Annotated in this window: 11 protein-coding genes; 4 read left to right on the top strand and 7 right to left on the bottom strand. The window is 64.3% G+C overall.

Translation table 11 applies throughout. The annotated features are described in order from the left end of the window. Positions 1–18: 18 nt before the first annotated feature. The 4 genes from ACLKM7_RS08205 to ACLKM7_RS08190 form a co-directional block, all read right to left on the bottom strand. Positions 19–948: a glycosyl hydrolase family 32 gene (locus tag ACLKM7_RS08205; RefSeq protein ID WP_436446658.1), complete on the bottom strand. Its 930-nt coding sequence runs from the start codon at positions 946–948 to the stop codon at positions 19–21. Between the two features lie 102 nt (positions 949–1,050). Then, positions 1,051–1,875, bottom strand: a complete 825-nt coding sequence (locus ACLKM7_RS08200; RefSeq protein ID WP_436446657.1) for a carbohydrate ABC transporter permease — start codon at positions 1,873–1,875, stop codon at positions 1,051–1,053. Then, positions 1,872–2,831 carry a carbohydrate ABC transporter permease gene (locus ACLKM7_RS08195; protein WP_436446656.1) on the bottom strand — a complete coding sequence of 320 codons (960 nt, stop codon included), beginning with the start codon at positions 2,829–2,831 and terminating at the stop codon, positions 1,872–1,874. The genes ACLKM7_RS08200 and ACLKM7_RS08195 overlap by 4 nt, the downstream gene beginning before the upstream one ends. Positions 2,832–2,836: 5 nt before the next feature. After that, positions 2,837–4,033, bottom strand: a complete 1,197-nt coding sequence (locus ACLKM7_RS08190) for an ABC transporter substrate-binding protein (RefSeq protein ID WP_436446655.1) — start codon at positions 4,031–4,033, stop codon at positions 2,837–2,839. Positions 4,034–4,382: 349 nt separating this feature from the next. Here ACLKM7_RS08190 and ACLKM7_RS08185 point away from each other — a divergent pair, with 349 nt between their 5' ends. Both ACLKM7_RS08185 and ACLKM7_RS08180 read left to right on the top strand, forming a co-directional pair. Beyond that, a complete protein-coding gene (locus tag ACLKM7_RS08185) occupies positions 4,383–5,408 on the top strand; it encodes a LacI family DNA-binding transcriptional regulator (RefSeq protein ID WP_436446654.1) in 1,026 nt (341 codons plus the stop codon). A 217-nt stretch (positions 5,409–5,625) separates the two neighbouring features. After that, positions 5,626–6,501, top strand: coding sequence for an alpha/beta hydrolase (locus ACLKM7_RS08180; protein ID WP_436446653.1), 876 nt, complete (start codon positions 5,626–5,628; stop codon positions 6,499–6,501). Positions 6,502–6,764: 263 nt separating this feature from the next. Here ACLKM7_RS08180 and ACLKM7_RS08175 read toward each other — a convergent pair whose 3' ends face one another. Further along, on the bottom strand, positions 6,765–7,226 hold the full coding sequence (locus ACLKM7_RS08175; protein WP_436446652.1) for a fibronectin type III-like domain-contianing protein: 462 nt from the start codon (positions 7,224–7,226) through the stop codon (positions 6,765–6,767). 26 nt (positions 7,227–7,252) lie between these two features. Next, positions 7,253–10,486, bottom strand: coding sequence for a glycoside hydrolase family 2 TIM barrel-domain containing protein (locus ACLKM7_RS08170; RefSeq protein ID WP_436446651.1), 3,234 nt, complete (start codon positions 10,484–10,486; stop codon positions 7,253–7,255). Positions 10,487–10,969: 483 nt separating this feature from the next. Here ACLKM7_RS08170 and ACLKM7_RS08165 point away from each other — a divergent pair, with 483 nt between their 5' ends. After that, entirely contained in the window at positions 10,970–12,616 is a 1,647-nt protein-coding gene (locus ACLKM7_RS08165; protein WP_436446650.1) for an ABC transporter substrate-binding protein, read from the top strand. A gap of 103 nt (positions 12,617–12,719) precedes the next feature. Further along, on the top strand, positions 12,720–13,586 hold the full coding sequence (locus tag ACLKM7_RS08160) for an amidohydrolase family protein (RefSeq protein WP_436446649.1): 867 nt from the start codon (positions 12,720–12,722) through the stop codon (positions 13,584–13,586). Here the strand turns inward: ACLKM7_RS08160 and ACLKM7_RS08155 are convergent. Then, positions 13,583–14,551: an aldo/keto reductase gene (locus ACLKM7_RS08155; protein WP_436446648.1), complete on the bottom strand. Its 969-nt coding sequence runs from the start codon at positions 14,549–14,551 to the stop codon at positions 13,583–13,585. The two genes, ACLKM7_RS08160 and ACLKM7_RS08155, sit on opposite strands and share 4 nt — an antisense overlap. Positions 14,552–14,742: the final 191 nt, after the last annotated feature.

The following is a 14,742-nucleotide window of genomic DNA, read 5'->3' as shown; positions in this document are numbered from 1 at the left end:
CAGCAGCGTCTGCCGTCCTCATCGCATCACCGCCTCAGGCGCGATGGGATCAGAGATCGTGCCCTCGAAGCTGGATCCTGATGAACCGATGAAGGCCAGAAGCACGGCGGTACCGCTTCGGTCCTGCACGATTCTTCCGGCGTAGTACGGGGCAGGAGCGAGGAGCTCGGCGTCATCCACCCAGACGGGAGCAGGGGGACCGGGAGTGTCTACGGCCCAGACCCCCGACGTCTGCATTGCGCCGTCGTCGTCCGCAGTCGTGCGCGGCGCGCAGAAGACAAGAACCGACCTGCCGCCGATCTCAGCGATCTGCGGCACCTCGAGGTGCGCGAACGTCTCGGAGGCGGGCCCCAGCGGCGGTAGCACGGACCACGTCTCGAGGTCCTCGGACCACGCGTGACCGATTACTCCGCCGCTGCGCAGACCACTCGACTTGCCGCGCGCGGTGATGAGCATGTGCCAGCCGTGCCCGGAGGGATCTGGGTACACCCATGGGTCGCGCCACGCTTCCTCCGGCCAGTCGCTCTCCCCCAGCTTCTCGTAATACCGGGCATCGGCCGAGAGTGAGAAGGAGGCGTCCTTCGTCCAAACGAAGAGGTCAGGAGACGTAGCGAGGCAGATGGTCTCGATGTTCCTGTGGTTGTCATCAGATTCGAACGACGCGCCCGTGTAGAACATCCGCCAGACGCCGTCGTTTCCCTGCACGACCGAGCCCGTCCATGTCGCTGTCTGGTCGTGGCTCCCCTCCGTACCGGGTCCGAGCACCTCGCCATGGTCGGTCCAGTGGTGCAGATCGGCCGATGTCGCGTGACCGATGCGGGCGAATCGGTGCCGTAGTTCGGGATCTCCGAGCGCTTTCGGGGCATGAAGGTAGAACAGGTGGAACACGTCGCCGTCGTCGGCTACCCAGAAGTCCCATACCCAGTGCTCATCGAGGCTGAACGCCACTCCAGGCTCCTTCGTACGTTGTATCGAGACGATGATGTGTGGAGGCCGCGGTGCAGCAGGGCGAGGTTCGTCGCATGACCCGACGACCTGGGTCCTCCACCCCTAGCCCTTGAGCGACCCCTGCATCAGCGCGGAGACGAATTGACGCTGGAAGATCAGGAAGATGATGAGGGTGGGGGTCAGGATGAGCAGCGACCCTGCACAGAGCAACGGAATGTCCGTCCCGTACCGACCCTGGAACGCCCCGAGGGCTCCAGCCATCGTCCGCTTTTCGGGATCATTGACAAGCACAATCGCGAGGAGGAACTGATTCCACGTCCACAGGAAAAGGAGGATCGCCAGGGACGAGATCGCCGGCACTGACAGGGGCACGTGAATCCGCCAGAACAGCTGCCACGTCGTCGCTCCATCCACCCGCGCCGCCTCCGACAGGTCCTGCGGCATGGTGACGAAATGGGCACGCATCCACGTCACGGCGAACGGCATGAACAAGCCGATGAGCGGGAGGATGATGGCCCACCGCGTGTTGAGCAGGCCGAGCTCCCGTACCTGGAAATACAGCGGAGTGATGATGCCCTCGAACGGCAGCGTCAGTCCGAGCAGGAAGAAGATGAAGACGGCGCCGCTACCCCAGGGCTTCAAGTGGCCGAGCGCGAACCCCGCCAATGTTGCGATGAGGACAGCGATGGGCACCACACCCAGCTCGATGAGGAAGCTCGATGCGAGCAGCGCTGGCATGTTCGCGGACTGGAACGCGAGAACGAAGTTGCCCCAATGGGGGGTTTCCGGCCATTCCAGTCCGCGCGGATAGGTACCGGGTTCGTGGAGGGCCGTCACAAACAGGCTGACGAACGGGAGGATCGTGACGAGCATCAGGACAACCAGCACGACACGGCCGGCCCATTTTTCACGGGCGTGGACAATCACGATTCTTTGCCTCGAAGGATTCGCTGAAGGGGAAGAACCACGACAAGCACAAGGGCCATGAGCACGATCGCGAACGCAGATGCTGTGCCGATCTCCCTCTGATAGAACGCCAGGTAGAAGATCTGGAGTCCCGGAACCAAGGTGCTGTCACCTGGGCCCCCCTGGGTCGAGATGTAGATGATGTCGAAGCTCGCCAGCGCTGCAATCACCGTGACGGTCACGCAGACAGCTACTTCCTGACGGACTCCCGGCAGAGTGATGGCGAAGAACTCACGAATCGCTCCCGCGCCATCGATCCGAGCTGCTTCATACAGCGCCGGATCGATCTTCGTCATGCCGGCGAGAATGAGCACGAGGCAGAGGCCGACAAGGACCCACGCGCCGATTACGCCGACGGCGGGCAGCGCGGTATTGAAGTCTCCAAGCCACGCACGCGTGATGCTCCCTAGACCAATGACCCGGAGGAACTGGTTGACGAGGCCGTCGACGGACAGCTGCCAGCTCCACATGATTCCGGCTGCGACCAGCGGGATCACCTGCGGAAGGAAGAGCACTGTCCGTGACACACCTGCGAGCTTGCTGGTCGCAATCGCGCGAATGAGGTTGGCGGCAAGCAGAGCGATAGCCACCGGGATGAAGCTGAAGTAGACAATCAGCTCGAACGCGTTGAGGATCGAGCCGACGAGCTTGGGGTTGTTGAATACCTCGAGATAATTGTCGATCCCGACCCACTCAGCCAGACCGATGCCGTTCCACTTGTAGAACGAGAACTGCGCGGACAGGATGATGGGTCGAACAACGAAGAAGATGTAGAAGCCGGCGGCGGGAAGGACGAGTCCGTACGCGCTGAGGATACGGACGTGGCGAATCCGGCGCCGACGACGAAGAGTGTTGCTATTGAGCGCTGCTGCGCCGGTGGGTTGCACCGGCGCAGCAGCTGTCCGAACTTCGGCCATTGAGGTTAGTCCCCGACCTGGCTCTCGTAGTCAGCCTGCACCGACTCGAGCAGGCCAGCAGGCGTCTGCTCTCCCGCGACCATCTTCTGGAGGTTGGGCGTCCAGCTCTGCGCGTAGATCGCGCCGGTGGCATTGGCGATGAAGTCCATCGCACCGTTCGCCTCGCTCATCGTCGCGCCAGCAGCCAACGTGGCCTCCGTCGTGGAGCCCGGTTCGATTTCCGGCATGAACGCGTCAGCCGGCCCCATCGGGTGCGAGCCGCCGACCTCGACGGTCAGCGCGCGAGCGTCATCGTTGGTCGCCGTCCAGTCGAGGAAGAAGGCCGCACAGTCCGGGTTCTCCGCCGCGGCCGCGACGCCGAACGTGAGCGGCGCCGACATCGCGCCGATCTGGCCGCCCTCCTCGAGCGGCGGCACGAGGAAGAAGCCTGCGTTGCCCGGCATCTGCTTATCGAGGTTGCCCGACTCCCAGTCGCCGTTGAACATGAACAGCGACTCTCCGCCGATGAATCGGCTCATCATCTGTGCGTAGTCCATCGAGTTGATGTCCGACGCGAAGTATCCCGCGTCGATCCACTTCTGCAGGTGCTCTGCGGCAGCGAGGTTCTCCGGGGTGTCGATTGTGGCATCGGGCTGCTGGAAGATCCACTCGTTGATGGCCTCCGGGTCGCCGTACGAGGCCATCAGGCCCTGCAACGGGAACGCGAGGCCGCCGGTGGCGCCGCCGTTGAACTGGGCAATCGGAACGATGCCGGCGTCCTTTGCTGCCTGAAGGACCGCGTCGAACTCGTCGAGGGTCTTGGGGGCCCCGTCCATTCCGATCTGCTCGGCAAGCTCCTTGTTGTAAAACACGCCAGTCATCGAGTAGTTGAGCCCCTGCGCGAACAGCGGTCCGGACCCGCGGCGGCCCTCGTCGTCAACGCGCAGCTGCGACAGCTGCGACGGCGGCCAGTCCGTCCAGCCGAAGCTCTCGGCGTACGGGTCGAGGTCGAGGAGCAGACCGTCGGTAGCCAGCTCCGACATCTGAGGCAGGCGCATCAGGTCCGGCGGCGAGTCCTGCAGGACGCGGGGTGCGTTCTGCGTGATGACCGCGAACTGGTCTTCGCGAATGTCGAACGTCACGTTCGGGTACTGCTTCGTGAACTCTTCAGTCAGCGCCGTGGGAAGGGGGAATCCGGTCTCGAAGTAGCCGCTGAGAACCACGTCCTCGTCACCACAGGATGCGGCCTCCCCGCTACTCGAGCCGTTGGAGGATGCCGGGGCCGGTGATCCGCCGGGAGGGGCACACGCCGCCAGACCGAGCACGGCAGTAGCCGCACCAAGCAAGACAAGCGGGCGAAGGGACTTTTGCATGTGAGACACCTGTGTCTCCTTTCAAGACCGCAGTGATTGATGCGACAGCCGGTGCAGATGGCGCATGCTAAATCGGGTTAGCATGGTCATGATGCGCCATTTTCGAGGTTGTTGTCAACTGATCCGGATAACGAATAGATGGCGGTCCCGCTCTCGTCGCTAGTATCACGGGAAGGAGGTCACCGTGAGCACCAGACGCGTGACGCTCGCCGACGTCGCCGAAGCCGCAGGTGTCTCTCGAACCACCGCGTCGCTCGTCCTCTCCGACCGCGGGACGGAGCTGAGAATCTCGGAGGCGTCCCAGGAACGCGTGCGACGCGTCGCATCGGAACTGGGCTACCGACCCAATATGGTCTCCGCAAGCCTTCGCAGCGGCACAAGCCGCACGATCGGGTTCATCTCGGACACGGTCGCGACGTCTCAGCTGGCCGGCGACATGATCAAGGGCGCACTCGAGGGTGCCCGCCGACACGGATACATGCTGTTCATCGGCGAGTCCGAAGGCGATGACCAACAACAGGCTCTCCTTGCGGAGGCGATGCTCGATCGTCAGGTCGATGGCTTGGTCATCGCGTCCATGTTCACGAGGGAACGCACGCTGCCCAAGTCTCTCGCCGACAAGCGAGTCGTCTTGCTCAACACCGTGCCCAGCGCAGACGGCCAGATGGCTTCCGCGGTCATCCCAGATGAGTTCAGCGCGGGGCGCGAAGCGGTTCGGCTCCTGCTTGATGCGGGCCATCGCGAGATCCACCTCATCGGCGCAGGGCCCGCCATCAGCGACGTGGCGCCGGACACGATCGCCGGTCGGGAGCGCCTGGCGGGCATCCTCGAGGAACTCGCCGCAGAGGGGCTGTCACCAGCCAGCGCACACAGATCTGCCATCTGGCTCCCGCTGGACGGCTGGAGAGCAACCTCAGAGCTCATCTCCTCGGGAGTGAGGCGCGGAGCGCTGATCACCTTCAATGACCGGTTGGCGTTCGGCGCCTACCAGGCCATTTCCGAGAACGGTCTTGCCGTCCCAGACGACTTCTCGGTCGTCTCCTTCGACGACCACCAACTCGCCAGCTGGCTTCACCCCGGGCTCACGACCTTCGCGATCCCACATCATGAGCTGGGGCTGCGAGCCATCGAGATTCTGCTTGATGACGCCCGACCCGAGGACCCCGTCCTGGAGCGACTTCACTTACCGGTTCGACTGCGCAACTCGGTTCGAGTCCAGCAATAGTCGTTGGCCGCACGCACGCGTCATGCCTGGCTTGACATCCGGCCCCCGGCTGGTTGAACATGACTGCTAACCCGATTTAGCACCATCATGTCCAGGAGACCGAGTGTCGCACGCACCCAAAGGGTCCCGCCCACCTTCCGTCGGTGAGATTCGCCGGCCACCCCTGGACCGCGACATCGCACACGCGGTCGCGACGCGATCCGACATTGTGACGACGATGTCGCACGAAGAGGTGCCCGCCCTGCGCGCGCTGGCAGTCGTGCACACGGAGGCAGCTCTCACACTCGATGGCCTGCTCGACCTGAGCCGTCATCAAGCACCTGGCCCGGAAGGCAACGAGCTGGAGCTCATCGTCCTCCGGCCAACCAACGCTGTATCGGCTCCAGTCATTTACCACGTGCATGGCGGCGGAATGGTGCTGGGCGCAGCCACCGACGTCCTCCCAGCGCTTGCGCCGCTCGCGGCACGGGTCGGCGCGGCAATCGTCGCGGTCGAATACCGTCTTGCCCCTGAGAACCGGTATCCCGCTGCCGTTGAGGACGTGTACGCCGGACTGGAGTGGGTTGCGGCCAACGCTGCAGCACTCGGGCTCGATCCCACGCGGATCATCATCGATGGTGTCAGTGCTGGTGGTGGCCTCGCCGCCGCAACAGCCCTGCTGTCCCGGGACCGCCAAGGTCCGGATCTCCTCGGTCAGATGCTCATCTGTCCGATGCTCGATGACCGGAACGACTCCGCCTCCGGACATCAGATGGTCGGCAGCGGCGCGTGGGACCGGACGGCGAACGCAACCGGCTGGGCCGCGTACCTCGGTGACATGCCACGCGAGGACGTCCCCATCTACGCATCCCCTGGACGGGCTACCGATCTGTCAGGGCTCCCGCCCACCTACATCGACGTAGGATCCGCGGAAACGTTCCGCGACGAGGATGTCGCCTACGCGGCACGAATCTGGGCAGCTGGAGGGGACGCTGAGCTACACGTCTGGCCCGGCGGAGTGCACGGCTTCGATGCCCTGGCTCCTGACGCCCCACTCTCTCGAGACGCTCGAGACGCTCGGGCCCGATGGCTTGAGCGCGTCCTGCGCGCCTGACACAGCTGCGCGCTGCTGACTTTCCCCTCCGCGTCAGGGACTCATGGGCGGCTGTGGCGTGGCCCATTGCCGTATGCGCGACGGTCGCCGTCAATAAGAGCCCGAGCAGACACCGCGTCACGACACTGCGGTCGACCGTCTCGTCGATGACATGTCGGACGACATCGGTGACGTGAGACACGGGCGCAATCGACGGTGATGCGTCCCGACCGGTATCGTCGTCGCGCATCACAGTTCTCACAGCGCCGGCGCAGTCGTCTTGCTCAGATCGATGAGCTGCTCCAACGCCCCACCGTGGACTCCATGCTCAGTTCACGGATGACCGAGTCGCCTGCGAGATTGATCGCCCGTTCGGTCAGAACCGTCGACGCGTCTGCACATACTCGAACTCTGTATGCGCCGGAGGGCGCAACCCAACGACCTAGCTCGATGTCCCGGTAGGCGAAGGCTCGACGATCGAGATGGACCGTCACGGTGCGGGTCTTGCCGGGCACCAGACTGACCTTCGTGAATCCGCGCAGTTCGCGGAGAGGTCGCCGCACAGGACCCGCGACCGTAGACATGTAGACCTGCACGACGTGCTTGCCCGCGACAGCGCCGCTGTTGGTGACTGTGACGCGTGCGCACGCAGCGTCCCGGCCGGTCGGCTCCACGGCGAGTTCCGTGGTGTCGCACAGCTCAGAAACGGAGATGCCCGTTGGCCCGAACAAACTCTGGCTGTTCATCGGGCTCCGGCGGCCCTCAGCGCGAGTCACGACTCCTCCACGGCCTCCACGTACTGCCTCGCCACAGCCGCAGGATCCTGCCCTTCGAGAAGGGGCAGGACGCGGTAGTGGATGCTGTACGGCCCCTTGGCCGGAGTGTTGCTGTATTTCTCCGGACGCTTCAGCACGTCCCAGTTGCCCCCCTGCATGCCCTCCTGCGCAGCATCCACCCGCACGACGGTCCGCCACGATTCAGGCACCTCGTGCCAGTGGCCGTGCCCGGCCAGTTCGTCCGGACTGTTCGGTTGAACGTTCAGGAACATGCTTCCGCCAGCGACCAGCAGCACTCCCCTGCCAGCGTCGTCGGTCAGAGCGGCCCAGCGGGTCTCGGCCTTGTTGGCGCTCTCCTGCGGTCGGCTGTACGGGGTGACCTGGTCCGCGACCGATCCTGAGTAGCGACCGAAGAAGGCCGAACTCAGACGGTCAGCTGTCGACTCCCACGGGCCTCGGCCGTACCATTCGATGTTCGCGAACTCGGGCCGGAGCCCGAATGTCGTGCCCACGACCTGCGGGTTGGGGGTGTCGGGTACCGGCTCGAAGGTCGACAGCACATCCACCTGCCCGTTGCCGTAGATCGTGTACACGATCGACTGGGCCGACGTCGTAATGACGTTGCTGGGACGGAACGGCACCGTGGTGGTCACGCTTCCGTGCACGGATACCCGGACCCCACCGGGAATGGACGCCGTTTCGATCCCGCTGATAGCCCAGTCTTCACCGACACCGCGCCAGGGGAGAGACGGCTCCGGCAGGGTCTCTCTGAATTCGGGGATCGACAGCTCCGGATCGTTCGGGGCACGCCAGTAGTTCGGCATCAGGTCGCTCGCCAGTATTTCGCGCCCGTCATACTGCACAGACGTGAGTCGGCCGGTGGAGCGGTCGATCTTGACCGCGTAGTCGTCGCCGGAGACTTCGATCATCTCGTCGGTCTGGCGGACTTCCGGCGAGGGCAGTTCCGACGACCGCACGAGCGGGAGGGCGGGAGCTTCGACGGGAAGCGCGAATTGCGCCCTGGCCACGGTGTGGCCTGCTTCCGCCCACGAGGTGGGAGCGTCGAGCACGATGGAGATTTCCAGCCGGTATTCGGAACCGGCCCGGAGCTGCTCCGGCAGCGAGCCCGAAAGGGTGACGTCGGCGCTCTGCAAGGGAGCTATCGAGAGCTGATCGCCGGGGACGGATCCGCTGGTGATCGCGATTCCGTCCTCGGTGATCGCCCATTCCAGTCTGTGGCCGTCCAAGCTCGTGAACAGGTACTCGTTCGTGAGCCGTGCGGTGAAGGTGTCCGGATCGACGAGGGCGATGCTGACGGGTTGGTGGGCGAGCTTGGCCTCTTCCAGCTTCGGTGTCGATGTTCGGTCGGCAAGCACCAGGCCACTCATGTGCGCGCTCTCATCGGTGGGGTCATCGCCCCAATCGCCGCCGTAGGCGAGGAACTCCTCACCGGGCCGTCCGGGAACCTTCCACCACAGGCCCTTGTCGGCCCAGTCCCAGAGGAACCCGCCTGGCATCAGCCTCGGGTTTTCTCGTATGGTTGCCCAGTACTCATCGAGATAACCGGAGGAGTTTCCCTGGGCGAATGCGTACTCGATGAGCACATACGGCCTAGGGTCGCGCTCCGCTCGCGCGACCATTTCGGCGACGGGCGGGTAGAAGTCTCCGTCGAAGTCGGAGAGTTCCGTCGGAACGATGCGTGAACCGGAGCCGGTTGAATCCTGGTAGCAGACGGGGCGGGTCGGATCGTGTTCCTTAGCCCAGTCGTACATGGCCTGGAGGTTGGATCCCACGCCGGACTCGTTGCCGATCGACCAGGCAATGACGCACGCGTGGTTCTTGTCACGATCGACCACGTTCTGCATCCGCCACACCAGCGGGTCGCGTAGTTCTGGACGATCGCCGGGGATGTTGGGCTTGCCGTCCTCATCGATGCGGTTGATGTGGGTTTCGTTGTTCGCCTCGTCGAATATGTACAGTCCATACGAGTCGGCGAGCTCGTACCAACGGGGGTCATTCGGATAGTGCGAGGTGCGGACGGCGTTGATGTTCGACTGCTTCATAAGCCGGATGTCGGCGATCATGTCCTCGCGGCTGAGCGTGCGTCCGGTCCGCGGGCTCCACTCGTGACGGTTCACACCTCGGAGTGACAGCGGTTGACCGTTGAGGAGCAGGACGCCGTCGACGACCTCGACACGCCGGAAGCCGACGCGTGTGGAAACCCGTTCGACAACCGATCCAGCCTCGTCGCACAACTCGAGGACGACGGTGTAGAGGGTTGGGTGTTCGGCAGACCACAGCCGCGGCTGCCGCACGGGCGTCGAGAGTCCGACAGTCGCATCGGCACCCGGAGCGGCCAGATGCACACTCGCGGCTCCCGCCCACACCTCGGGGGCCTCGGTCGCTGTTGCGTCGAAGAGTCGGCCCCGGACGCTGTAGGTGAGCCCGGTGCTCTCACCGGCGTAGTCGCGGACGTCTGCGGCGACCTCGAGTACGGCGTCGACGAATTCGTCGTCCAAGTGAGTGCGGACGGTGAAGTCGCGAATCAGCACCGGCGATCGGGAGATCAGCGAGACGCTGCGGAAGATGCCAGAGAGCCGCACGTTGTCCTGGTTCTCGAGATACGAACCTGTGCTCCAGCGGTATACCTCGACCGCGAGCACGTTGCGTCCGGGACGAAGGTGGGCGGTGATGTCGAATTCGCCCGATGTGTAGCTGTCTTCGCGGTACCCGATCTTGTGACCGTTGATCCAGACGTAGTAGGCGGATTCCACGCCAGCGAACTGAATGAAAGTGCGACGCGGCGCCCACCCCTCTGGCAGCTCGAAGGCCGTGCGGTACTGGCCGACCGGATTGTACGAGGTCGGGGCGTGCGGGTAGTCGCCGGTGGGCTGCGGCTGTTCGTTGTTTCCGTTGGCCCCGGTCCACGGCAGGACGGTATTCGTCCCGATGGGGAAGTCGTAGCCGTGCAACTGCCAGGAGGATGGGACGGGGATCGTATCCCAATCCGAGTCATCGACGCCGTCGCCGGCGAACTCGAGCATCCTCGCCGCCGGGTTCTCCGACCAACGGAACTTCCACTCGCCATCGAGGCTCAGGCGAAACGGCGAATCGAGGCGATCGGCGCGTAGGGCTTGCTCGTGCGTTTCGTAGGGCATGAGCGAGGCGTGAGCGGGCTCGGTCCCCCATTCGTACACGGCAGGGTCGTTCCACTCAGGGGTGTTGGTCATCTTGCGTCCTCAAGTCTCTGTGTCGCGCGATACGGGCACCAATGCCCTCATCGAGATCATCCGATGTTTACAGTACTGCAACGCCTAGGAGGAGCACACATGGGGCATGCTGCGGCGAGTAGTGGGGACTGCGCAAGACATATTGACACGGAATGATCAGACGTTTACGGTGATGGAATATCTGCAACGTTGCAGAAGGGAGAGTTCGGATGATGTGCTGCTGGGGATTGCGTACGACGTCCGATCACGACTGGAATCGCGCAGATCCAGGTGCGAATTCGGCGAGACGGCTGCGATGGCACCGCTCTCCCTCGCGGGGTTCATCGGCCCGCTCACATGCTCGTTCATCATCATCTTCATCGTCACCAAGCCGTCGATGCTGGTGTGACGCGCCGCGCCCCGCGCCGTGTCATTCGTCCCACAGCACGCCCTTAGCAATCACAGAGAGGTAAGACATTGTCTAGACAACACACGTCCGACAAGATGCGAATCACCCGTCGCTCGGTCGTCGGCATCGCCGCAGTCACGGCCCTAGCCGCCGGACTCGTCGCCTGCACCCCCGGAGGGGAAGACGACCAGGAGGTCATCACCATCTTCGGCGAGCAGGGTGGCCAGATGGATCTCAACACGAACTCCTTCACCCTCCTCATGGAGGAGAAGTTCGACGTCGACATCCAGTTCGAAACGACCGGCTATGAGTCGGGCGCGGCGAACGAGGCACGCCAGATCTCGTTGGCCGGCGGCGACTTGCCCGAGGCATACATGCTCGTCCCGTGGGCATCACAGTTCAACAAGGCAGAGCTGCAGCGCTACGGCGACCAAGGCGTCATCCTGCCCCTCAACGACCTCATCGACGAGTACGCGCCGAATATCGCCGACGCGCTCGCCGCCGAGCCCGGCTTCGAGACGCTCGCCACAGCACCCGATGGCACGATCTGGGGTCTGCCGCAGTGGAATGACTGCTTCCACTGCTCCTACCCGTACAAGTTCTGGATCAACATGGAGTGGCTGGACGCTCTCGGACTCGAGGCGCCGACAACGCCCGACGAGTTCTTCGACGTCATGATGGCCTTCAAGACGCAGGACCCCAACGGCAATGGAGTCGCGGACGAAATCCCGATCACCGGCAGCTCGCAGTGGTCGGTCGTGCCGTACATCATGAACGCGTTCATCTCGAACTCCTTCAACACCGGAGCCAATGCAAATGGGCAGCCGGTCTCACTGGGACTCGACGGCGACACGGTGCAGATGCAGACGATGCAGGACGGTTGGCGCGAGGGGCTGAAGTTCCTGAACAAGCTGTGGGAGGCGGGGCTCATCGATTCCGCCGCATTCTCGCAGGGTGACGACGCGATGCAGGGCACGGGCAACAACGCCGACGCAGTGATCGTCGGCGGCGGCACAGTCATCCACTCCGGACTGTTCGTCAGCATCGGCCAGGAGGACGGTCGCGACAACCAGTACTTCCCCATCCCGCCGCTCGAGGGCCCCGACGGTCCGCACGCCACGTACCAGCTGCCGAGCGCCCCCGGTGCCACCTTCGTCGTCACGAAAGCCGCCGACGAGACCGAGCAGAGGATCATCATGGAGATGATGGACTACCTCTTCACGGAAGAAGGGCACATGCGAGGCGAGTTCGGCGTAGAGGACATCGGCTGGCGCGCTGCTGAGGAGGGAGAGATCGCACTCGACCAGGATCTCGAGGCGACCTTCTTCGACATCCTGGTCGACGAGGAGAACGAAGCCGACTACAACGGCAGCTGGGGTCCGATGGCCCAGGTGTTCGAGACGGCGGAATTCCGCAACGCGCAAGTGGCGCCGCTCGACATCAACACACAGCCCGGCTTCGAGCGTCGACTCTTCGAGGCGACCGAACTCTATGAAGGCAAGGAATCCGACGCGATCTTCCCGTATTGGGACCTCTGGGTGCCGGTCGAGGAAGGAAGCGAGCTGTCCACTCTGACGACCAACATCGAGAGCAACGTCGCGACATCGACCGCCGAGTTCGTGACCGGGGTACGTGACCCGAACAACGACGGCGAGTGGAACAGTTACCTGGAAGGCCTCCAGGGGCTGGGTGTCGACCGCTACCTCGAGATCTGGCAGGCGGCGTACGACGCGGCGCTCTGACCGCACACACTGATCGGGGGGTGAGGCGCATGCTTCGCCCCCCGATTGTCTGTGCAGCGCGCGGCTGGGTGCAGAATGGCCATTGGTGAGACCAGGAGATTCCGTGACGTTAGTCGACGCCCACGTGCACGTGTGGGACCCGCGAGTGGGCAGCTATGCGTGGTTGGAAGGCTCGGTCGTGAATCGGCCCATGCTTCCGGCAGAGTATTCGCGTGGCGGAGGGCAGTCGACCGGAGCGATCTTTGTGCAGGCGGCCGATGACGGCGCCGACCCGATCGCCGAGGCTCGGTGGGTGTCGGGCCTGCACTGGCCCGAACTCGTCGGCATCGTGGCGGGGGCCGACCTCGGACGATCCTCGGCGGATGTCATCGCCCAGCTGGACGGTCTCGTCGCCATCGGAAAGGTGGTCGGGGTTCGCCACCTGCTGCAGGACACTGCCCCTGAGCGGTTTTCCGCGATCGCCGAAGGACTACGCATTGTCGCGGCTCGAGGCCTGACGTTCGACGCGTGCATTCGACACGGTCAGGTGCGCGCGCTCACCGCCCTCCTGGAGTCAGCGCCCGAACTGACGGTCGTGCTCGATCATCTCGGCAAGCCCCCGGTCGACGAGGGGATCGGGAGTATGGCGGGCACGGCGTGGGCGAGCGCCCTGGCGGACCTGGCTGCTCGCCCGCAGACGTATGTCAAGCTGTCAGGCCTGACTGCCGAGTCGCAGGACTCCGCCGCCTTCACCCGTTACGTCGATGCGTTCCTCGAGCACGCGTTGAACGTTTTCGGGCCCGAGCGTGCCATGATCGCCAGCGACTGGCCGGTGAGCACATCTTTTGGCGTCGGCGGGAGCTTTGCGGAGTGGGTCGCGCGGGTTCGGCGAATCGTTCCCGACACGGCCTGGCCAGCGGTCTCCGCGCAGACAGCGCTGCGGGCATATTTCCCCCGTGCCCGCCGAGATGGCGGCGTTCCCGCCATCTAGGCGGGCTCGAGCCCGACGGCAACCAGTTCGTTCCAGAGGGCTTCCGGTATGCGGCTGCGATAGCGCTGGAGGGTCGATTCCACCTGCGCGACGGTGCGAAGACCGACAACCACGGAGGTGATCTCGGAGCGCCGAAGCGGGTAGGCGATCGCTGCGCTGGGCAGATCCACGCCGTGCCGCTCGGCAACGTCTGCGATGGCGTGAGCGCGCTCGATGAGGTCGCGCGGAGCGGCTGTGTAGTCGTATTTTGCGTCGACGGCAGGACGGGGCGAGCTGAGCAGCCCCGAGTTGTAGATGGCCGCGGCCACGACGGCCACGGATCGCTCGGCGGCGGCGGGCAACAATCGGTCGGCAGCAGCGTCATCGAGCAGCGTGTATCGGCCCGCAACCATGACGACGTCGATATCGCAGCGCTCGACGAAATCGGCGAGCATACCGACCTGATTCATGCCCGCGCCGATCGCTCCGAGCACGCCCTGCTCGCGCAGCTCTACGAGCGCTCCCACACCGGTCGTCGAAGCCGCCTCCCAATGGTCGTCGGGGTCGTGGAGGTAGGCGATATCGATCCGGTCGAGACCGAGTCGGTCAATACTCGCCTCGACGGATCGAAGGACACCGTCGCGGCTGAAATCCCAGTGCCGCCGGAGCGTGGCGGGCACGGCGAACCCGCCGTCATCCCGTCGGCCCGCGCCATCCGGATTCTCCACGAGGAGCCGGCCCACTTTGGTGGACAGCACATATTCGTCGCGCGACCGGTCCCGTAGGGCGTCACCGAGTCGACGCTCGGATAGTCCCAATCCGTAGTGCGGAGCGGTGTCGAAGTACCGCACCCCGGCGTCCCAGGCGGCGTCGACAGCCGCTCGGGCCGAGGCGTCGTCGACCTCTCGATAGAGATTGCCGATCTGCGAACCACCGAAAGCGATCTCGGTGAGCTCCGGCACCCTCGACGTCTCGCGGGTTCGCATCTCGTCCTCCTTGACTGCGAAGATAACATCCGATGTATGCACGACTCATATTGCGCGCTCGCCGCTCGTAGTGAGCAATCGAGGGAGCCGCGCGCCGTGACGCCTGACTATACATCTGATCTATGGGAGAACCTGTCCTAGGATGGAAGGGTCGTCGCTTTCGGCGTCACTCACTGGAGAGGAACCGACTC

This window comes from Microbacterium sp. I2, assembly GCF_051364985.1.
Classification (GTDB): Bacteria; Actinomycetota; Actinomycetes; order Actinomycetales; family Microbacteriaceae; genus Microbacterium.
This window is presented reverse-complemented; position numbering and strand designations above follow the sequence as displayed.

What these genes read in the sequence shown, in the direction of transcription:
- ACLKM7_RS08165 (WP_436446650.1), top strand. Translation starts at nt 10,970, where the DNA reads ATGCGAATCACCCGTCGCTCGGTCGTCGGCATCGCCGCAGTCACGGCC.
- ACLKM7_RS08155 (WP_436446648.1), bottom strand. Translation starts at nt 14,551, where the DNA reads ATGCGAACCCGCGAGACGTCGAGGGTGCCGGAGCTCACCGAGATCGCT.
- ACLKM7_RS08195 (WP_436446656.1), bottom strand. Translation starts at nt 2,831, where the DNA reads ATGGCCGAAGTTCGGACAGCTGCTGCGCCGGTGCAACCCACCGGCGCA.
- ACLKM7_RS08180 (WP_436446653.1), top strand. Translation starts at nt 5,626, where the DNA reads ATGTCGCACGAAGAGGTGCCCGCCCTGCGCGCGCTGGCAGTCGTGCAC.
- ACLKM7_RS08175 (WP_436446652.1), bottom strand. Translation starts at nt 7,226, where the DNA reads ATGAACAGCCAGAGTTTGTTCGGGCCAACGGGCATCTCCGTTTCTGAG.
- ACLKM7_RS08170 (WP_436446651.1), bottom strand. Translation starts at nt 10,486, where the DNA reads ATGACCAACACCCCTGAGTGGAACGACCCTGCCGTGTACGAATGGGGG.